General features: G+C 64.4%; 19 protein-coding genes. 13 read left to right on the top strand and 6 right to left on the bottom strand.

All coding sequences use genetic code 11. The features are described 5' to 3' along the window. The first annotated feature begins 116 nt into the window (after window positions 1–116). The 7 genes from APH44_RS15410 (at window position 117) to APH44_RS15440 (ending at window position 8,881) form a co-directional block, all read left to right on the top strand. Complete coding sequence (locus APH44_RS15410; RefSeq protein WP_054893477.1) at window positions 117–1,709, top strand: ABC transporter substrate-binding protein; 1,593 nt, start codon at window positions 117–119, stop codon at window positions 1,707–1,709. A gap of 160 nt (window positions 1,710–1,869) precedes the next feature. After that, complete coding sequence (locus APH44_RS15415; protein WP_054893478.1) at window positions 1,870–3,249, top strand: OprD family porin; 1,380 nt, start codon at window positions 1,870–1,872, stop codon at window positions 3,247–3,249. A 69-nt stretch (window positions 3,250–3,318) separates the two neighbouring features. Continuing rightward, complete coding sequence (locus APH44_RS15420; RefSeq protein ID WP_054893479.1) at window positions 3,319–4,914, top strand: ABC transporter substrate-binding protein; 1,596 nt, start codon at window positions 3,319–3,321, stop codon at window positions 4,912–4,914. Between the two features lie 72 nt (window positions 4,915–4,986). Beyond that, window positions 4,987–5,997 carry an ABC transporter permease subunit gene (locus tag APH44_RS15425; RefSeq protein WP_054893480.1) on the top strand — a complete coding sequence of 337 codons (1,011 nt, stop codon included), beginning with the start codon at window positions 4,987–4,989 and terminating at the stop codon, window positions 5,995–5,997. 10 nt (window positions 5,998–6,007) lie between these two features. Beyond that, window positions 6,008–6,934 carry an ABC transporter permease subunit gene (locus APH44_RS15430; RefSeq protein WP_054893481.1) on the top strand — a complete coding sequence of 309 codons (927 nt, stop codon included), beginning with the start codon at window positions 6,008–6,010 and terminating at the stop codon, window positions 6,932–6,934. 10 nt (window positions 6,935–6,944) lie between these two features. Further along, the gene (locus tag APH44_RS15435) at window positions 6,945–7,913 is read left to right on the top strand and encodes an ABC transporter ATP-binding protein (RefSeq protein ID WP_054893482.1); all 969 of its coding nucleotides are present in this window, start codon (window positions 6,945–6,947) and stop codon (window positions 7,911–7,913) included. Further along, window positions 7,913–8,881 (top strand): peptide ABC transporter ATP-binding protein, encoded by a 969-nt coding sequence (locus APH44_RS15440; RefSeq protein ID WP_054893483.1) that lies wholly within the window; start codon window positions 7,913–7,915, stop codon window positions 8,879–8,881. Before APH44_RS15435 ends, APH44_RS15440 begins: the two co-directional genes overlap by 1 nt. 169 nt (window positions 8,882–9,050) lie before the next feature. On the opposite strand, the gene APH44_RS15445 is transcribed toward APH44_RS15440, so the two are convergent. Then, window positions 9,051–9,989: a hypothetical protein gene (locus APH44_RS15445; RefSeq protein WP_054893484.1), complete on the bottom strand. Its 939-nt coding sequence runs from the start codon at window positions 9,987–9,989 to the stop codon at window positions 9,051–9,053. A gap of 241 nt (window positions 9,990–10,230) precedes the next feature. Here APH44_RS15445 and APH44_RS15450 point away from each other — a divergent pair, with 241 nt between their 5' ends. The 4 genes from APH44_RS15450 to APH44_RS15465 all read left to right on the top strand — a co-directional run bounded on the left by APH44_RS15450 (window position 10,231) and on the right by APH44_RS15465 (window position 14,040). Then, window positions 10,231–11,055, top strand: a complete 825-nt coding sequence (locus APH44_RS15450) for a helix-turn-helix domain-containing protein (RefSeq protein WP_176717866.1) — start codon at window positions 10,231–10,233, stop codon at window positions 11,053–11,055. Window positions 11,056–11,122: 67 nt separating this feature from the next. Further along, on the top strand, window positions 11,123–12,529 hold the full coding sequence (locus APH44_RS15455; RefSeq protein WP_054893486.1) for an FAD-binding oxidoreductase: 1,407 nt from the start codon (window positions 11,123–11,125) through the stop codon (window positions 12,527–12,529). A 33-nt stretch (window positions 12,530–12,562) separates the two neighbouring features. Further along, entirely contained in the window at window positions 12,563–12,904 is a 342-nt protein-coding gene (locus APH44_RS15460) for a cupin domain-containing protein (RefSeq protein ID WP_054893487.1), read from the top strand. A 56-nt stretch (window positions 12,905–12,960) separates the two neighbouring features. Then, a complete protein-coding gene (locus APH44_RS15465; RefSeq protein WP_054893488.1) occupies window positions 12,961–14,040 on the top strand; it encodes a polyamine ABC transporter substrate-binding protein in 1,080 nt (359 codons plus the stop codon). 54 nt (window positions 14,041–14,094) lie between these two features. Here the strand turns inward: APH44_RS15465 and APH44_RS15470 are convergent, their stop codons facing one another. From APH44_RS15470 to APH44_RS15490, 5 genes are read right to left on the bottom strand one after another with little or no spacing between them, the layout of a single operon-like run. Then, window positions 14,095–15,072 (bottom strand): FecR domain-containing protein, encoded by a 978-nt coding sequence (locus APH44_RS15470; protein WP_054893489.1) that lies wholly within the window; start codon window positions 15,070–15,072, stop codon window positions 14,095–14,097. After that, window positions 15,069–15,626, bottom strand: coding sequence for an RNA polymerase sigma factor (locus tag APH44_RS15475; RefSeq protein ID WP_054893490.1), 558 nt, complete (start codon window positions 15,624–15,626; stop codon window positions 15,069–15,071). Before APH44_RS15475 ends, APH44_RS15470 begins: the two co-directional genes overlap by 4 nt. Then, window positions 15,623–15,949 (bottom strand): DUF3325 domain-containing protein, encoded by a 327-nt coding sequence (locus APH44_RS15480; protein WP_054893491.1) that lies wholly within the window; start codon window positions 15,947–15,949, stop codon window positions 15,623–15,625. The genes APH44_RS15475 and APH44_RS15480 overlap by 4 nt, the downstream gene beginning before the upstream one ends. After that, on the bottom strand, window positions 15,949–17,520 hold the full coding sequence (locus tag APH44_RS15485; protein WP_054893492.1) for a PepSY domain-containing protein: 1,572 nt from the start codon (window positions 17,518–17,520) through the stop codon (window positions 15,949–15,951). Before APH44_RS15485 ends, APH44_RS15480 begins: the two co-directional genes overlap by 1 nt. After that, window positions 17,517–17,822 (bottom strand): DUF3649 domain-containing protein, encoded by a 306-nt coding sequence (locus APH44_RS15490; protein ID WP_054893493.1) that lies wholly within the window; start codon window positions 17,820–17,822, stop codon window positions 17,517–17,519. The genes APH44_RS15485 and APH44_RS15490 overlap by 4 nt, the downstream gene beginning before the upstream one ends. 215 nt (window positions 17,823–18,037) lie before the next feature. Between APH44_RS15490 and APH44_RS15495 the strand changes: the two genes are divergently transcribed. Then, window positions 18,038–18,532, top strand: coding sequence for a sigma-70 family RNA polymerase sigma factor (locus APH44_RS15495; RefSeq protein ID WP_054893494.1), 495 nt, complete (start codon window positions 18,038–18,040; stop codon window positions 18,530–18,532). Beyond that, a complete protein-coding gene (locus APH44_RS15500) occupies window positions 18,529–19,452 on the top strand; it encodes a FecR domain-containing protein (protein WP_054893495.1) in 924 nt (307 codons plus the stop codon). The genes APH44_RS15495 and APH44_RS15500 overlap by 4 nt, the downstream gene beginning before the upstream one ends. The last annotated feature ends 69 nt before the right edge of the window (window positions 19,453–19,521 follow it).

Genomic DNA, 19,521 nt, shown 5'->3' on the forward strand with positions numbered 1-19,521 from the left:
CCCTAGACATATTCATTACCTGTCTCGCCCTTCCTGATGCCGCTAACGTCAGGAACGGGCTTCTGTTGCCGCCCGTTCAGTGTGCGGCAGCGCAAACAGATGAGGAAAGGATCGCCATGCGCCATACCACACTGCTCGGCACCGTGCTGGGCCTGGGACTGCTCAGCCAGGCCCTCCCTGCCCAGGCCAACAACCTGGTGTTCTGCTCCGAAGGCAGCCCGGCGGGCTTCGACACCGCTCAATACACCTCGGCCACCGACAACGATGCCGCCGAACCGATCTACAACCGCCTGGTCGAGTTCGAGCGTGGGGGCACCGCTGTGCAGCCAGGCCTGGCCACCGACTGGCAGGTCTCCGAAGACGGCCTGCGCTACACCTTCCACCTGCGGCCCGGGGTGAAGTTCCACCACAACAAGGACTTCAAGCCCACCCGCGACTTCAACGCCGACGACGTGCTGTTCACCTTCAACCGCATGCTCGACAAGGACCATCCGTTCCGCAAGGCCTATCCGACCGAGTTCCCCTACTTCATCAGCATGGGCCTGGACAAGAACATCGCCAAGGTCGAGAAAACCGACCCGCTCACGGTGGCCTTCACCCTCAACAAGGTCGATGCCGCGTTCATCCAGAACATCGCCATGGCCTTCGCCTCCATACTCTCCGCCGAATACGCCGAGCACCTGCTGGCTAGCGGCAGGCCCAGCGACATCAACCAGAAGCCGATCGGCACCGGCCCGTTCGTGTTCCAGCGCTACCAGAAGGACTCGCAGATCCGCTTCAAGGGCAACAAGGACTACTGGGCGCCTGACCGGGTGAAGATCGACAACCTGGTGTTCTCGATCAACATCGACCCTTCGGTGCGCATCCAGAAGCTGCGCCGCAACGAGTGCCAGGTCACCCTTCACCCACGCCCGGCCGATCTGCCTGCGCTCAAGCAGGACAGCAAGCTGCAGGTCATGACGCAGCCCGGCTTCAACCTCGGCTACATCGCCTACAACACCCAGCACCCACCGTTCGATCGACTTGAAGTGCGCCAGGCGATGGACATGGCGGTCAACAAGCAGGCGATCATCCAGGCGGTCTACCAGGACGCCGGGCAAACGGCAGTCAACGCCATGCCTCCCACCCAATGGTCCTACGACGATACGCTCAAGGACGCGCCGTTCGATCCGCAAAAGGCCAAGCAGTTGCTGGAGCAGGCCGGGGTCAAGCCAGGCACGGAAATCACCCTCTGGGCCATGCCGGTGCAACGCCCTTACAACCCCAATGCCAAGCTCATGGCCGAAATGCTCCAGGCCGACTGGAGCAAGCTCGGCTTCAAGGTCCGTATCGTCAGCTACGAGTGGGGCGAATACCTCAAGCGCATGAAAAATGGCGAACACGACATCGCCCTGATCGGTTGGACCGGCGACAACGGCGACCCGGACAACTGGCTTGGAACCCTGTTCAGCTGCGATGCCATTGGCAGCAACAACTACTCGCAGTGGTGCGACAGCCAGTACGACGAACTGGTCAAGAAGGCCAAGCAGGTCACCGACCGCGAACAGCGCACCCACCTCTACCAGCAGGCCCAGCAACGCCTCAAGCAGCAGGTACCGATTACCCCGGTGGCCCATTCGACGGTCAACCAACCCCTCAGCATCAGTGTGAAAGACTTCAAGGTCAGCCCCTTCGGACGCAACGTTTTCTCCGGCGTCAGCATCGATTGACCCTGTATCGCCAGACCGGGAGTGCCCCCACTCCCGCGACCGCGTGCAGCCCGGATTTGCCTGGCAATCCCAGGTGAACACCCGCAGTACCGCGTCACCGAGCCAAGCCCGACCCACAAGATCGGGCCACAGATATAAGAATAGAAAGGGAGCTTTAACCTTGAAACGAACCACCAAAACCGCGCTGGCCCTGTCCATCGGCGCCTTCTGCGCCGCCGCCCAGGCAGAACCTGTCAGCCAGGACTTCTACCCGCTGAGCCTCAAGTCGGGCAGCGAGCAGGCCGATGCCTCGGGCTTCTTCGAAGGCCAGAGCCTTTCCGGCAGCACCCGCAACTGGTACGCCCGCGAACGCGCCACCCGTGCGCCGCTGTGGAAGTACTACAAGAGCGACGGCACCCGCCACGACACCCACAGCCGTGACAACTGGGTACAGGGCACCATCCTCAACTACAGTTCGGGCTTTACTCAGGGTACCGTGGGCTTCGCCACCGAAGTCGCCGCCTACAACGCCATCGCCCTCGAGCGTGGTCGCGCAGCGATTGCCGGGCCGAACAACCGCACCCTGACCCATAGCGATGGCGACCCTGTCGGCCAGTGGAGCAAGGCGGGCCTGGCCAACGTCAAGGCGCGCATCTCCAACACCACCCTCACCGTCGGCCGCCAGTCCCTGGACACGCCGATGATCGCCTACATCGGCAACCGTGCCCTGCCTTCGAGCTTCCAGGGCGTGGCGTTGCACAGCGCCGAATTCGACAACCTGTCGTTCGACATCGGCACCTTCGACCGCGTCTCGCCGCGTACCGAGCAGAGCCTGAGCAAGTTCCGCACCGAGTACAGCGCCACCGGCGTGGAAACCGACCGTGCCAGCACCGCCGGTATCAACTACCAGCCGTTCAAGAGCCTGACCACCAGCCTGTACGCCACCAAGGTCGACGACTTCTGGAACCAGTACTACTTCGGCGCCAACCACGTGTTGGGCGACAGCGCGGTGCTGAGCCTGACCACCGGCCTGAACTACTACAAGACGGTCGATGCCGGCAGCAAGAAGATGGGCGATATCGACAACGATACCTACAGCCTGTCGTTCGGCCTCACCCACCAGGCGCACACGCTCACCGCCTCCTGGCAGCAGGTCAACGGCAACGAGTACTTCGACTACCTGCACGAAACCAACGGTATCTACCTGGCCAACTCCCTGCTGTCGGACTTCAACGGCCCGAACGAGAAATCCCTGCAGATTTCCTACGTGCTGAACATGGCCCAGTACGGCGTACCAGGCCTGAAGTTCAACCTGTACAACGCCCGCGGCTGGGGCATCGACGGTACCCACTACCGCGGTACCGCCTACGACGTGCGTGGCATGGATGGCGAGACCCACTACGAGTGGGGCATCGGCACCAGCTATGCGGTGCAGAGCGGCATGCTGAAGGACACCAGCATCCGCGCCACCTATACCGCTCACCGCGCCAGCAAGGCCCAGGCCGATGGCAGCCTGGACGAGCTGCGCATCGTCACCACCATTCCGTTCAACATTCTCTGACCGCCAACGCCACGGCCCGGGCTATCCGGGCCGTGACGTCTACGCTGGAGTCATTCGCAGGGAGGTTCCATGAAATCGCTACCGCTACGCGCTGCCCTGGCAGCGATCATCCTGGGCGCTGCCGGCAACCTCGCGGCCAAGCCCCTGGTGGTGTGCACCGAAGCCAGCCCCGAAGGTTTCGATATCGTCCAGTACACCACCGCGGTCACCGCCGACGCCTCGGCCGAAACCGTGTTCAACCGCCTGGTCGACTTCAAGCCCGGCACCACCGATATCCAGCCGGCCCTGGCCGACAGCTGGGAAATCAGCGCCGACGGCCTGACCTACACCTTCCACCTGCGCCAGGGTGTGAAGTTCCACACCACCGACTACTTCACCCCCACCCGCGACTTCAATGCCGATGACGTGCTGTGGAGCCTGAACCGTCAGTTCGATGCCAAGCATCCGTGGCACGACAAGACCAGCGTCGGCTACCCCTATTTCGAGAGCATGGCCTTCGGGCAACTGCTCAAGTCGGTGAGCAAGACCGACGACCACACCGTGGTGATCACCCTGACCCGCCCCGAAGCGCCGTTCCTGCGTGACCTGGCCATGGCCTTCACCTCGATCTACTCCGCCGAATACGGCGACCAGTTGCTCAAGGCCGGCAAGACCGGCGACCTCAACAGCAAGCCGATCGGCACCGGGCCATTCGTGTTCCAGCGCTACAACAAGGACGCCCAGGTCCGCTTCAAGGCCAACCCCGACTATTTCCGCGGCAAGCCGCCCAGCGAAACGCTGGTGTTCGCCATCGCCACCGACAACAACGTGCGCCTGCAGAAACTGCGGGCCAACGAATGCCAGATCGCCCTGTACCCCAAACCCGACGACGTCCCGGCGATCAAGACCGATCCCAAGCTCAAGGTCGCCGAGATCGAGGCCCTGGTCACCGGCTACATCGCCATGAATACCGAGCACAAGTACCTGAGCGACGTGCGTGTGCGCAAGGCGATCAACATCGCCTTCGACCGCCAGACCCACGTCGACCAGTTGTTCGGCAAGGGCAACGCGCTGGTCGGGGTCAACCCCTACCCGCCGACCATGATCGGCTACAACACCGCCAACAAGAACCCGCCGCGCGACCTCGACAAGGCCCGCGCCCTGCTCAAGGAAGCCGGCGTCCCCGAGGGCACCGCCATCACCCTGTTCACCCGCAACGGTGGCGGCCCGACCAACCCCAATCCGCGTTTGTCGGCAGAGATGCTGCAGGCCGACCTTGCCAGGATCGGGCTCAAGCTCGACATCCGCGTGATGGAGTGGGCCGAGATGCTGCGCCGTGCCAAGAAGGGCGAGGCGGACCTGGTCTCCGCCGGCTGGGCCGGCGACAACGGTGACCCGGACAACTTCCTGACACCAATGCTCAGCTGTGATGCCGCCAAGACCGGCGAGAACTATGCGCGCTGGTGCAACCCTAAGTTCCAGGAACTGATCACCCGTGCCCGCGAGATCATCGACAACGATGAGCGTGCCAAGCTCTATAGCGAGGCGCTGGCGGTGTACGATGAGGATCAACCGTGGATCAGCATGGCCCACCCGAAGATGTTCACGGCCATGCGCGACAACGTAGAGGGATATGTCATCAACCCTCTGACCAATAACAACTTCGCCACCACCAAGGTGAAGTAGAAGAAAAACATGACCGCCGGCCTCTGCAAGGGCCGGCGGCTGCCTTGACCGGCCGATGAGGTACCTCCGACGATGTTGAGTTTTATTGCCCGGCGCCTGGGCCTGCTGATACCGACCTTCTTCGGTATCACCCTGCTGACCTTCGCGCTCATACGCCTGATCCCCGGCGACCCGGTGGAAGTGATGATGGGCGAGCGCAGGGTCGACCCTGAAATGCACGCCCAAGCCATGGAACGCCTTGGCCTGAACAAACCCCTGCCAGCCCAGTACATGGATTACATCGGCAAGCTCGCCCAGGGCGATCTCGGCGAATCGCTGCGCTCGCGCGAGAGCGTGTGGAACGAGTTCACCACGCTGTTCCCCGCGACGCTGGAGTTGGCGTTCTGCGCATTGATCTTCGCCGGGGTCTTCGGCCTGTTGGCCGGGGTGATCGCGGCGCTCAAGCGCGGATCGTTGTTCGACCATGGGGTGATGGGCGTCTCGCTCGCCGGCTATTCCATGCCCATTTTCTGGTGGGGCCTGATCCTCATCATGTTCTCGTCGGTGAGCATGGGCTGGACGCCCGTGTCCGGGCGCATCGACCCGCTGTACGACGTCGAGCCGGTGACCGGCTTCATGCTGATCGACACGCTGCTGGTGGGCGATGAAGGCTCGTTCAAGGATGCGTTCATGCACCTGATCCTGCCGACCATCGTGCTCGGGACCATCCCGCTGGCGGTGATCGCCCGCATGACCCGCTCCTCGATGCTCGAAGTGCTGCGCGAAGACTACATCCGTACCGCCCGCGCCAAGGGCCTGTCGCCGGCCCGCGTGGTGTTCGTGCACGGCTTGCGCAATGCGCTGATCCCGGTGCTGACGGTGTTCGGCCTGCAGGTCGGCACACTGCTCGCCGGTGCCGTGCTCACCGAAACCATCTTCTCCTGGCCGGGCATTGGCAAATGGCTTATCGAAGCCATCGGCGCCCGTGACTACCCCGTGGTCCAGAACGGCATCCTGTTGATCGCCTGCCTGGTGATCCTGGTCAACTTCGTCGTGGATATCCTCTACGGCCTGGCCAACCCACGCATCCGTCATCAGCGCTGAGGGCCCCGCCATGACTAACCCGACTTCCAACGCTGTGACCCAGGCTCCCACCGCCGACCACAGCCAGCTCTACCCCTCCCCGTACAAGGAGTTCTGGCAGGCCTTCTCGCGCAACAAGGGCGCAGTGGCAGGCCTGGTCTTCATGTGCCTGATCGTGTTCTGTGCGCTGTTCGCCCCCTGGGTCGCGCCACACAACCCCAGCGAGCAATACCGCGACTTCCTGCTGACCCCGCCGGTCTGGCTCGAGGGCGGCACCTGGCAGTTCATCCTCGGCACCGACGAACTGGGCCGCGACCTGCTCTCGCGCCTTATTCAGGGCGCACGCCTGTCGCTGCTGATCGGCCTGTCATCGGTGGTGATGTCGCTGATCCCCGGCATCCTGCTGGGCTTGTTCGCCGGTTTCTTCCCGCGTCTGCTCGGCCCGTCGATCATGCGCCTGATGGACGTGATGCTGGCCCTGCCTTCGCTGCTGCTGGCCGTGGCCATCGTCGCCATCCTCGGCCCTGGCCTGATCAACACCGTGATCGCCATTGCCGTGGTGTCGCTGCCCTCCTACGTACGCCTGACCCGTGCCGCGGTGATGGGCGAGCTGAACCGTGACTACGTCACCGCCGCACGTCTGGCCGGTGCCAGCCTGCCGCGCCTGATGTTCGTCACCGTGCTGCCCAACTGCATGGCACCGCTGATCGTGCAGGCTACCTTGAGCTTCTCCTCGGCGATCCTCGACGCCGCTGCCCTGGGCTTCCTCGGCCTTGGCGTCCAGCCGCCCACGCCTGAGTGGGGCACCATGCTGGCCTCTGCTCGCGACTACATCGAGCGCGCCTGGTGGGTGGTGAGCCTGCCTGGCCTGACGATCCTGCTCAGCGTGCTGGCAATCAACCTGATGGGCGACGGCCTGCGCGACGCGCTGGATCCGAAACTCAAGAACGCCGCCTGAGGAGAGCGCCATGTCACTGTTGCAGATCAACAACCTGAACGTGCGCTTCGGCGACACCAATGCCGTACCCGTGGTAGACGGCCTCGACCTGTCGGTGGACGCCGGCGAGATCCTCGCCATCGTCGGCGAGTCCGGCTCCGGCAAGTCGGTGACCATGATGGCCCTGATGGGCCTGATCGACGCCCCCGGCCGCATCACCGCCGACAGCCTCACCTTCGACGGCACCGACATGCTCAAGCTCAGCGGTCGTCAGCGGCGCAAGGTGGTGGGCAAGGACATCGCCATGGTCTTCCAGGACCCGATGACCGCACTCAATCCCAGCTACACCGTGGGCTACCAGATCGAGGAAGTGCTGCGCCAACACCTCGGCCTGAAGGGCAAGGCAGCACGCCAGCGCGCGTTGGAGCTGCTCAAGAAAGTCGAGATCCCGGCCGCCGAAAGCCGTCTTGACGCCTACCCGCACCAGCTCTCCGGCGGCATGAGCCAGCGCGTCGCGATCGCCATGGCGATTGCTGGCGAACCCAAGCTGCTGATTGCCGACGAACCGACCACCGCCCTCGATGTGACCATTCAGGCGCAGATAATGGAACTGCTGGTCAACCTGCAGAAGGAGCGCAACATGGCGCTCATCCTGATCACCCACGACCTGGCAGTGGTCGCCGAAACCGCCAGGCGTGTGTGCGTGATGTATGCAGGGCAGGCGGTGGAAGTGGGCCAGGTGCCGGAACTGTTCGACATCCCCGCACACCCTTACAGCGAAGCGCTGCTGGCGGCGATCCCCGAGCACAGCATCGGCGCCGAACGGCTGGCCACACTGCCCGGCATCGTGCCTGGGCGCTATGACCGCCCCCAGGGTTGCCTGCTGTCGCCGCGCTGCCCTTATGTCCGTGACAACTGCCGGGCACAGCGTCCGGCCCTCGATCCCCAGGCCCACAGCCTGGTGCACTGCTTCTACCCGTTGAACCAGGAGGTGGCGTGATGACTGTCGTTCTTTCCGCCCGTGAACTGACCCGTCACTACGAAGTCTCCCGCGGCCTGTTCAAGGGCCATGCACTGGTGCGCGCGCTCAATGGCGTGTCGTTCGAACTGGAGGCCGGCAAGACCCTGGCCGTGGTCGGCGAGTCCGGCTGCGGCAAGTCCACCCTCGCCCGTGCCCTGACCCTGATCGAAGAGCCGTCCTCAGGCTCGCTGCAAATTGCCGGCACCGAGGTCAACGGCGCCGACAAGGCCCAGCGCAAGCAACTGCGCCGTGATGTGCAGATGGTCTTCCAGAGCCCCTATGCCTCACTCAACCCGCGGCAGAAGATCGGCGACCAACTGGCCGAGCCGCTGCTGATCAATACCTCGCTGAGCAAGACCGAGCGCCGCGACAAAGTGCAGAAGATGATGCAGCAGGTCGGCCTGCGTCCCGAGCACTACCAGCGCTACCCGCACATGTTCTCCGGCGGTCAGCGCCAGCGTATCGCCCTGGCCCGGGCGATGATGCTGCAGCCCAAGGTACTGGTCGCGGACGAACCCACCTCGGCGCTCGATGTGTCGATCCAGGCCCAGGTCCTGAACCTGTTCATGGACCTGCAGAAAGAGTTCAACACCGCCTATGTGTTCATCTCGCACAACCTCGCGGTGGTGCGGCATGTCGCTGACCAGGTGCTGGTGATGTACCTGGGGCGCCCGGCGGAAATGGGGCCGAAGGAAGATATCTACGACAAGCCCCTGCATCCCTACACCCAGGCACTGCTCTCGGCGACTCCGGCCATTCACCCCGACCCGCTGAAGCCGAAGATCCGCATCGCCGGTGAGCTGCCCAACCCGCTGAACCCGCCTGATGGCTGCGCCTTCCACAAGCGCTGCCCCTATGCCACCGAGCGTTGTGGCAAGGAGATTCCGGCGTTCAGGCAGGTCGGGACGCGGCAGGTGGCGTGTCACTATGCTGAGCAGTTCCTGTAAAGCGGCATAAAGCCGCTTCTGCGGGTTGTACAGTTGCGAGAAGGGCCGCATTAGCGGCCCTTTTCTATTAGTGCATGAAGATCGCGATCAGAATGATCACCGGGATTGGCACCCCAAGCATCCAGAGCAGAATCGAGCGCATGATGGTTCCTCCAGTCGTGAATTCGAATTAACGGACAACAGTGGTCGAAGCATGCAGGGCACGCGGGTCTTCTTCGACCCAACGAGCACGGTCACGCAGGCGACCACCGAACAAGGCTGCGAAGCTTGCGAAGAACGCACCGCACAGCAGGGCGATGAAGGTCCAGATGGCGGTCCAGGCCGCAACCTTCGCTGCTGTCTCGGCAGCTTCCTGAGCAGCCTGCTTGGCCTGCGCGGCATCCTGACGCGCCTCTTCATAGACTTGCTCGACGCGGGCCTGGGCCTCGGCCTGGGTCAGGCGAGTACGCTGGGCCACCAGTTGCGCCAGGTAGGTGCGATCCTCGGCAGCCATCCCGCCATCGGCACCCAGGCCGCGGATCAGGATCCGGCTGGCCACGCCATTGGCCGCATCCTCGCTCACCGCAACCGGGCCGTCGCCACGGAATAGACGATCCACGTAGTAGCCCATAGGGTCGGCGGCGCCTGAAGGCTTGCTGTTGTCATCGTTCATGGAAACGCTGGCCACGGCACCCGAGGCGGCAGCAGCACCCGCCGAAGCACCAGCACTGGCAAGCCCCCCTGCCGAAGACACGACCATCAACACCGTGACCAGGGTCGCGATGGCCCAGGACAGGAAACCATGGGCGGTATCGCGGAAATACACCTCGTCACCGTGCAGGTTGGCCCACTTCACTCGCAAGCGGCCAGCCATGTACCCGCCCAGCCCGGAGGCGAGGATCTGGGTAATCAGCAGCCAGACGATGGTGGATATCCCCAGCGCCTTGGCGCTGGCACCTTCGTTGGCCCAAGGCGAGGAGGCGGCAAAGCCAAGGCCCGCACCCAGTATCACGAGGATCAACGACAACGCAGCCGCAGCAGCGGCACCGGCGAAGATGGCAGCCCAGGAAACGCCCGAGCGGTTCGGGGCCTCGGAGACAGCAGTTGGCAGATCGGCAGTGGTAATCATGATTCGGCGCCTTATGAGGGTGAGCAAAACTTCCTTTTTGTTTGCCACTCGATTGGTGCAGCGGGCGTGCCAGTTGTGACAAAAAATGACTCCTAACTAAATCAAGCACTTAGGCAAAAAACACTTCCTAGGATCGTGCGAATCGCCCGAACCCACCCAATCGAACAGGGCGTTATGCAGTATCCACAGGCCCGGGGCCTCAAAGGTCAGATTGCACGCCCTTGTCGGCTGAAGCAGCCCGATGCATTATCGGCCCATGACCGCCACTCTCCTTCCAGACGGCCCCGCCCAGACCCCGCTCACTGCGGAAGTCGTCATGCGCTACCACTTGTGCTGGAAGCATCGTGACCTGGATGGGGTCATGGCGCTGTATCACCCGGAAATCCAATACCACGACTTTTTCCAGAACCGCGTGCTCGGCTTCGATGAGCTGCGCGAGTACGTGCGCGTCTCGTTGCCGCACGAAGCCGGGGAGGACATCGTCCACAGCGACCGCATCCGGGTCGACGGTTGCACAGCCTTCATCCAGTACCAGGTGACGGTCCAGGGCGGTGAAGGCCTGGTGGCTTTCCAGTCCAGCGAGGCGATCACGGTCAAGGACAACCTGATCTGGCGGGTCAATGAATACGGCACGCTGATCCGCCGCGACGGCAAGGGTGCCAGCGCGTCCGGGCCGCGTCCCGCCACCAGCCGCCTGGGTCTTTCGCCCCGCCAGTTGAGCACCATGGCCCAGGACCTCGAACACTATTTCCAGGCCCAACGTCCCTACCTTGACCCTGAACTGGACCTGCAGCAGGTGGCAGAAGAAAGCGGCTATAGCCGCAACCAGATTTCCTACCTGCTCAACCAGGTGCTCGGCCAGAGCTTCTACCGCTACGTCAACCAGGCCCGCCTGCAGCATCTTCTGGCCGGGCTCGAAGGCGCAGGCTGCCGAGCCCCCATCGACGAACTGGCTTTCGACGCCGGCTTCAATTCGCTGTCGGCGTTCTACAAGTGCTTCCGCGAACACACCGGGCTCTCGCCCAAGGCCTACGTGAAGCAGATTTCTCTGCGTGCACGCACGTAAGACAGCGAAGCGCCCGCACTACTAGCATCGCTCCCAGAACCTTGAACGGAAGTGGGAGCAGTACCTGATGCAAGCCTGGCGCACGATCAGCCTCTGGATGGACCAGCTCGACGAGCCGCTCGACGCTCGCCCGTCGCTGCAGCAGGACCTGGATGTCGACGTGTGCATCATCGGCGCCGGCTATACCGGCCTGTGGACAGCCTACTACCTCAAGCGCCAGGCCCCGCACCTGCGCATCGCCATCCTCGAGGCCAACACCGCAGGCTTCGGCGCCTCCGGGCGCAACGGCGGCTGGCTGATGGGCAACCTGCTGGGCGAAGACCGTCTGCTGGCCACCCTCTCCCCACAACAGCGCCGCGCCAGCGTCGACCTGCTGCATGCAATCCCTGACGAAGTGCACGGCGTGCTGCAACGCGAAGGCATCGACTGCGACTACCGCAAAGGTGGGGTCATCTACTGCGCCGCCCGCTACCCGGAGCAGGAGCGCAGCCTGCGCGCCTATCTCGACGACCTGTACCGCCAGGGCATGAACGAAGACGACTACCGCTGGCTCAAGCCCGAGCAACTGGCCGGCCAACTGCGGGTCAGCAATGCCTACGGCGCGATCTTCAGCCCCCACGTCGCCACCATCCAGCCCGCCAAGCTGGTGCGCGGCCTGGCACGCGTGGTCGAGGGCATGGGCGTGCCCATCTACGAAAACACCCCGGCCAGCGACTGGCAGACCGGTGAGGTGCACACCGCCCAGGCCAAGATCCGTTGCCAATGGGTCGTGCCGGCGGTCGAAGGCTACGCCGCCAGCCTGCCGCCGCTGGGTCGCCATCAACTGCCCGTGCAAAGCCTGCTGGTGGCCACCGAGCCGCTGCCGGAATCGGCCTGGGAGCAGATCGGCTTGAGCCAGGGCCAGGCCTTCAGCGAAGGCAGCCGCCAGGTCACCTACGGTCAGCGCACCACCGACAACCGCCTGGTGTTCGGCGCCCGCGGCGGGTATCGCTTCGGTGGCCGCCTGCGCGAGGACTTCAGCCTCAGCGACGCCGAGATCGAGCTGCGCCGCTATCTGTTCGGCGAGCTGTTCCCACACCTGAAGAACGTGCGCATCACCCACTCCTGGGGCGGCAACCTGGGCATGGCGCGGCGTTTCCGTCCGCACATGCTGTGCGACCGTCAACGCGGCCTGGCGCTCTCGGGTGGCTATGGCGGCGAAGGTGTCGGCGCCACCAACCTGGGCGGGCGCACGCTCGCGGCACTGATTCTCGGCCAGCACAACGAACTGACAGCCCAGCCCTGGGTCCACGACAACCGCCCGCTGTCGAGCCTGGCCAGTTGGCCGCCCGAGCCCTGCCGCTGGCTAGGCTACAACGCGATCATCCAGAGTTTCGTCCACGAGGACCGCACCCTCGCCAACCCGGCCAGCCCGGCCTGGCGGCGGCGCCTGGCCAGCGGCCTGGCCGGATTCATGGAAGGTTTCATGCACTGAGTTGCACCCACTACCACAAGAGATCCTGCAGTCATGAGCATCACCCAGTTCAAGCACACCGACAGCGCCGCGCTGGAAACCTCCAACCCGGTCGCCGTCCCCCTCGGAGAACCCGTCGCAGTGACATCGGTCACCTGCGTCGAGCGCAACGATGGCGTCGAAACCGGTATCTGGGAATGTACCCCCGGGCGCTGGCGCCGGCAGATCGTGCAACAGGAGTTCTGCCATTTCATCAAGGGCCGCTGCACCTTCACCCCCGACGGTGGCGAGCCCCTGGTCATAGAAGCCGGAGACGCACTGATGCTACCGGCCAACAGCACCGGGATCTGGGATATCCAGGAAACCGTGCGCAAGACCTACGTACTGATTTTCTGATCCGCTGATCGCCTGCCGTTCTTCGATAACAACAGACAAAGCAAGGTAAACCGGACATGCGCAAACTCCTCCTCGCCCCCCTGATGCTGGCTGCTGGCGTCGCCAGTGCCGCCGACTCGGTGAAGATCTACAACTGGTCCAGCTACATCGCACCCGACACGCTGCAGAACTTCCAGAAAGCCACCGGCATCGTGCCCACCTACGATGTCTACGACAGCAACGAAACCCTCGACGGCAAGCTGATGACCGGCAACTCCGGTTACGACGTGGTCTTCCCCTCCAACCACTTCATGGCCCGGCAGATCCAGGGCAAGGCCCTGAAGAAGCTCGACAAGAGCCAGCTGCCGAACTGGCAGAACCTCAATCCGGTGCTGCTCAAGGCGCTGGAGGTGAACGACCCCGGCAACCAGTACGGCTTCCCGTACCTGTGGGGCAGCACCGGCATCGGCTACAACATCGACAAGGTCAAGGCCGTGCTCGGCGACAAGGCACCGGTCGATTCGTGGGACCTGGTGTTCAAGCCCGAGAACATGGAAAAGCTCAAGAGCTGTGGCGTGGCCATGCTCGACAACGGCCCGGAGTTGCTGCCGATCGCCCTGAACTATCTGGGCCTGCCGCCGCACAGTCAGAATCCCGATGACTACAAGAAGGCCCAGGCACTGCTGATGAAAGTGCGTCCGTACATCAGTTACTTCCACTCCTCGAAGTACACCGGCGACCTGGCCAACGGCAACATCTGCGTGGTGGTCGGTTTCTCCGGCGACGTGCTGCAGGCCAAGAACAGCGCCGACGATGCGAAGAACGGGGTGAAGGTGGGTTACTCGATTCCCAAGGAGGGTGCACCGCTGTGGTTCGACATGGTCGCCATGCCGGCCGACGCTCCGGACGAGAAGGCAGGCTACGCCTACATGAACTACCTGCTGCAGCCTGAGGTGATGGCCGGCATCAGTAACTCGGTGCAGTACGCCAACGGCAACGCCAAGGCCGATGCTCTGGTCGATCCGGCGCTCAAGCAGAACACCATGATCTACCCAAGCGCGGATGTGATGGGCAAGCTGTTCGCCCTGGAAGCGATGCCGGCGAAGATCGACCGCATTCGCACGCGGCTCTGGACCAGCATCAAAGCGGGTAACTGAAGCTCCGCCTCCCCCCCGCAGACACCAGGGTGTCTGTGGGGGGTACAGGCGATTTCAGCGCACCACCGTCACCCGCCCGAACAGTGTCTGCGGCACGAAGCCCATCACCTTGCCCAACGACGCCAGCGCCAGCATGGGCTCCTCCACCGGGAAACTGCCGCTGACCTTGCGTTGCGCCAAGGCCTCGTCGAGCAACAGGATACGCCCCGGGTAATACCGTCCCAGGTCCTCGACCACCTGCGCCAGCGGCACCTGGTAATAGTTCAGCCAGCCCTGGCGCCAGGCCAGGCGACTTTCACTGTCCACGGCACTGATCGCCCCCGCCACGCCCTGGGCATAGTCCAGTTGCTGGTTGGCGGTCAGCTCACGCGCCACGGCGCCGGTAATCGGTGTCACCGCCACCCGTCCACTGCGCACGGTAACCTGGGCGCCGTCGCCCTGCCCGCGGACCTCGAACTGAGTGCCCAGCACCCGCACTTCGCCACCCGCCGCATCGACCAGGAACGGCGCGCCGGTGTGGGTCACCTCGAAGAACGCCGCGCCGCGCAGCAGGCGTACGCGCCGCTCGCCATGGTCGAAATCCACGACCACAGCGCTGTTGGCATCCAGGGTCAGGCGTGACTGGTCGGCCAGGGTGACCTGGCGCACATGCTCGTCACTGCGATAGTCGGCGCGCAGGTCCTGCAACCAGTATTGCGGCTGCCAACCGGCCAGGCTGCCCAGCGCCAGCACCAGACAGGCCGCTGCCGCCAGTGCCCCGCCACGCCGCCCCCAGCGGGCTTTCGGTCGGCGCATGGCCTGCAGGTAGTGCTCGAGGCCCTCGCGTTCCTCTGCGGCCAGACGCGCGGCGGGCGCTTCGCTCTGTTGCCACAGGGCCTGGGCCTCGGCATAGGCGGCGCGGTGCGCCGGATCGGCCAACAACCAGCGCTTGAACTCAGCGCCTTCGGCTGCCGGAGGATGCTCGTTGATGCGGCTCAGCCAGCCCAGGGCCATGCGCGACTGTTCGGCGGTGATCGGATAGGGCTGGCTCATCGACGGTCGCTCCCTGGCCTGCGCAATGGGGTAGCGGGCTCGGCGACACTCGCCTTGCACGCTTCGAGGGCGCGCATCATATGCTTTTCCACCGCACTCTGGGACACCTGCATGGCCTTGGCGATCTCGCCGTACTTGCAGCCGTGGATGCGGTTGAGCAAGAAGATCTGTCGCGTACGTTCCGGCAAGGCGCGCAGGGCCTGCTCGATGCGGCGCAGATCGTGATCGACCTCCAGCGCCTGCTCTGGCGCCTGGGCCGAGAGCGCCTCGTCGCTGATCGACAGCCCTTCGGTGACCCGACCGCGACTGCCTTCGCTGCGCAGGTGGTCGATCGCCAGGTTGCCGGCGCAGCGCAAGAGGTAGGTGTCGAGCGCCTCGACCTTGACCGCAGGCCGACGCCAGAAGCGCAGGAACAGTTCCTGGACCAGGTCCGAGGCCGTGGCACGACAGCCAACGCGCCGGCTGACCAGCGCCTCCATGCGTCCGCGCTGGGCCAGGAACACCTGCAGGAAGCGCGCCCGGCCACCGGCCTCGTCGAGGTCGGGCTCGCTCACGCGCCAAACACCGCCACGACCGGCGCCAACACCAGGCTCGCCGCCGCCAGGCTCAGCAGCAGGCGGGGTTGGTACGGCAGGCCGAACACCCAGAGGGTCAGCCCGGCCATCAACACGGCCGTCCACTCCACCAGCCCCAGCGCCCAGCCACGCAAGTGCACGGCCAGTACCGCCGACAGCACCAGCAATAGCCAGCCGGCGATGCGCAAGGCACGCAACTGGGCCTGCCGCGGCTTGCGGCCCAGCAGGTCAGTGAAGTGTTTTTCCATGGCCAGGCACAAGGCAGCCAGGCCGGCAAAGGTGAACAGGGCCAGGCTCAGCATCAACTCGCCTCCACGGTTTCGGTGCGGGCCTTGACCTTGGCCGAGCGCTTGGCGGCTGGCTTGGGCGCGCGCAGCATCTTGCCGGCCGCCCAGCCGAGGAACAGCCCGGTGGCCAGGGCCGTGAGATCGAAGCCGGCCATCGCCCAGTCACCGGCGATCAGCGAATGGTTCAGGCCTTGGCCTGTGGTCGCGGCATTGAGCAGCGGCAACCCAGCGAACACCACGGCACCCAACGCCAACTGCTCGCCCCAGGCGCGACGACCGGGGCGCAGCATGGCGTGAAGCAGCGACAGTGCCCAGACCAGGAAGAACGCATTGACCTCCCAGTCGGCGCGCCCTTGCAGCCCGATCGGCAGCAGGCGATTGGCCCAGAAGAACGCCGCCACGCCCAGCAGCAGGCCGCTCATGCTTGCAATGTTGAGGACCTCGACCAGGCGCAGCTCCGCAGGCATGCGCTCGCTCTTGGCATGCTTGAGCTGACGCTTGCCCAGCCACATCACAAGGCCAGTGCCGATCACCGCCGTGCCGGCGACACCGAAGATGAAGTACAACCAGCGCAGCCATGGCCCGGCGAAGTTGCCCATGTGCAGACCGACAAAGGTAAAGGAGGTCATCATCGCGGCGCTTTCCGGCGCACCTTGGGTCAGCAGTGCACCGGTGGCACCGTCGAAGGTCCAGTTGGCGCTGCGCTTGTACGCGACACTGTCGGCCGAGGCACGGTTCAAGGTGACACGGGCATTCTGGTCGCCAGGATTCTGCACCTGGATGAAGCCCATGCGTGCGCCTGGCGCTTGCTCCTGGACCTTGGCGTACAGGCTCGACAGTGGGACCAGCGGCGTGGCCACCCCGGCCACCTTCGGCACCTCGTCACGGCCGAACAGGTCGTTGAAATAACCGTTGGGGCTGCCATAGCTGGCCATGATTCCGGCCGGCATGACCATGTACATGAAGATCACCAGGCTGCTGTAGCTGATCATCAGGTGGAAGGGCAGTACCAGCACGCCAATGGCGTTGTGGCCATCGAGCCATGAGCGCTGGCCCTTGCCGGGACGGAAGGTGAAGAACTCCTTGAAGATCTTCTTGTGGGTGATGATCCCGGTCACCAGCCCCAGCAGCATGATGAAGGCACAGAAGGTCGACAGCCAGCGCCCCCAGGGGTGGGGCATCTCCAACTGGAAATGGAAACGATAGAAGAAGTCGCCGCCACGGCTGTCGCGGCCCTCGACCACCTCGCCGCTGGCCGCGTCCAGCTCCTTGCTGGTGAAGCCGCGTCGGCCACCGGCGTTGGGGTCGCGATAGCCGACACTCAGCGCCGCCTCGCGCTCGCTGGGCAGGCGGATGAACCAGGTGCTGGCATCGGCGGCGTTGGCTTGCAGGTAGCGCTGCGCCATCTCCAGGCTGGCCGCTGGATTCAGCGGATGGCTGTGGATTTCCGGTTTGGTCCAGTGGTTGATCTCTTCCTTGAAGTAGGCAAGCGTGCCGGTGAGGAAGATGGCGAACAACAGCCAGCCGAAGATCAGGCCGGTCCAGGTATGCAGCCAGGCCATGGCCTGGCGGAAGCCCTCTTTCATGGGTTCTTCATCCAGTAAGCCAGCCCGCCGATCGCGCCCAGCACCAGGCTCGGCAGCAATACGCCCAGCCAGGCGCGCAATGCGCTGCGGCAGGCGAAGCACCAGATGAAGGCGAGCAGGTAGAACACGAACGACAGCATCATCCCGGTCAATGCCGCATCGACCTGGGCGCCGGGCATCAGCAGGCTGACACAGACGCTGGCCGCCGAGGCCAGCAGGTAGCCGCCCAACAACGCAGCCAGGCTGCGCGAGGTCACAGCCAGGCGGTAGCTCAGGGGCAGGCCGGCGGCTTTGCTTTTCATGGGGCGACGGTCCGGGGCAAGGTCAAGAGGGTGCAATAGTAATGATTTCAATTCTCATAAGCAAAGATTGGAGATGAGCTGCTGCGATCCCTGTGTAGCCGGGTTTGCCCCCGAATACCCCGCAAGTCGAACAGGATTGCTACACCCTGTCGCCCGGAATACAATGCGAACAATTCTTACTCCCAATCGCGTCATCGGACGCCGGAGTCACCTCGGTGTCCAGTGCCCTCTCCTCCACCGTCGAAGGCCTCTACCACGCTCACCACAACTGGCTGACCGGTTGGCTGCGCCGTCGCCTGGGCTGCCCGCAGAGCGCCGCCGATCTGGCCCAGGACACCTACGTGCGCTTGCTCCAGGCCCGCGAAGCGCCACAGTTGATCGAACCTCGGGCCTTTCTCGCCACCGTCGCCAAGCGCGTACTGTGCAACCATTTTCGCCGTCAGGAGCTGGAGCGCGCCTACCTCGAAGCCCTGGCCCAGGTGCCCGAACGCCTGACACCCAGCGAGGAAGACAAGGCGCTGATCTTCGAAACCCTGCTCGAGCTCGACCGCCTGCTCGATGACCTGCCGCCGCTGGTCAAGCGCGCCTTCCTGCTGGCCCAGGTCGATGGCCTGGGCCAAGCCGAGATCGGCCGTGAACTGGGTATTTCCCTGGCGACGGTCAAACGCTATCTGCACAAGGCAGCCCTGCGCTGCTATTTCGCCCTGTGAGCACAGGCATCTCACCCCAGGTTGCCGAGCAGGCGGTGCACTGGCTGATCGAATCACAGGGGGCCGATTTCGACCCGGCCCAGCAGCAGGCACTCGAACACTGGTTGCAGGCTGACGGCGAACACCAGCGCGCCTGGGCGCACATCCAGCAGGTCAACCAGCGGCTGCGTGGCGCGACCTCGCCCGTGGTGCACGCCACCTTGCAGGCACCGCCCTCCCCGGCCCGGCGTCGCGCGCTCAAAGCGTTACTGCTGGCGGGCGTGGCCAGTGCCACCGGGCTCGGATTGCAATCACACAATCCGTTGCCAGGGCTGATGGCCGACTACCGCAGCCCCGTGGGCCAGCGCCGACGCCTTCCGCTGGACGACGGCAGCCTGTTGCGACTGAACACCCGCAGCGCCGCCGATGTGCGGTTCGATGGGCAGCAACGTTACGTGCGCCTGCTCGAGGGTGAGTTGTCGCTAGACGTCGCCCGCGATACCCGCCCGCTGGTGTTGCGCAGCGACGATGGCAGCCTGCACCTCGACAGCGGCCGCTTCAACGTGCGTCAGTTTGAGGGCTACAGCCTGGTCTCGGTGTTCAGCGGCATGGCTCGGCTACAGGGCCAGGTGTTGCTCGCCGGTCAGCAAGCCCGCCTGGCAGCGGGCCATTGGCAAGGTATCGGCGCGCTGGATCGCAACATCGGCGCCTGGGTCGATGGAATGCTGGTGGTCTCGCAGATGCGCCTGGGCGAGTTTCTCGCCGAGCTTTCACGCTATCGCCACGGGCAACTGGGCTGCAGCGAGCAGGTCGCCGGGCTGCGGATTTCCGGGTCGTACCCACTGGATGACAGTGAGCGGATCCTGGAGATGCTGGAAGTTGCCTTGCCGGTACGGGTGCGGCGATTCACCCGGTACTGGGTCAAGGTCGAGGCGGTTTGAGCCTGTGCCGACAACTATTTTCTTCCAACCTGAGCCATTTCGCTTCCCTCGCGTGACAGAGCAGGCAGA

Source organism: Pseudomonas sp. NBRC 111143 (genome assembly GCF_001320965.1).
Lineage (GTDB): Bacteria > Pseudomonadota > Gammaproteobacteria > Pseudomonadales > Pseudomonadaceae > Aquipseudomonas > Aquipseudomonas machongensis.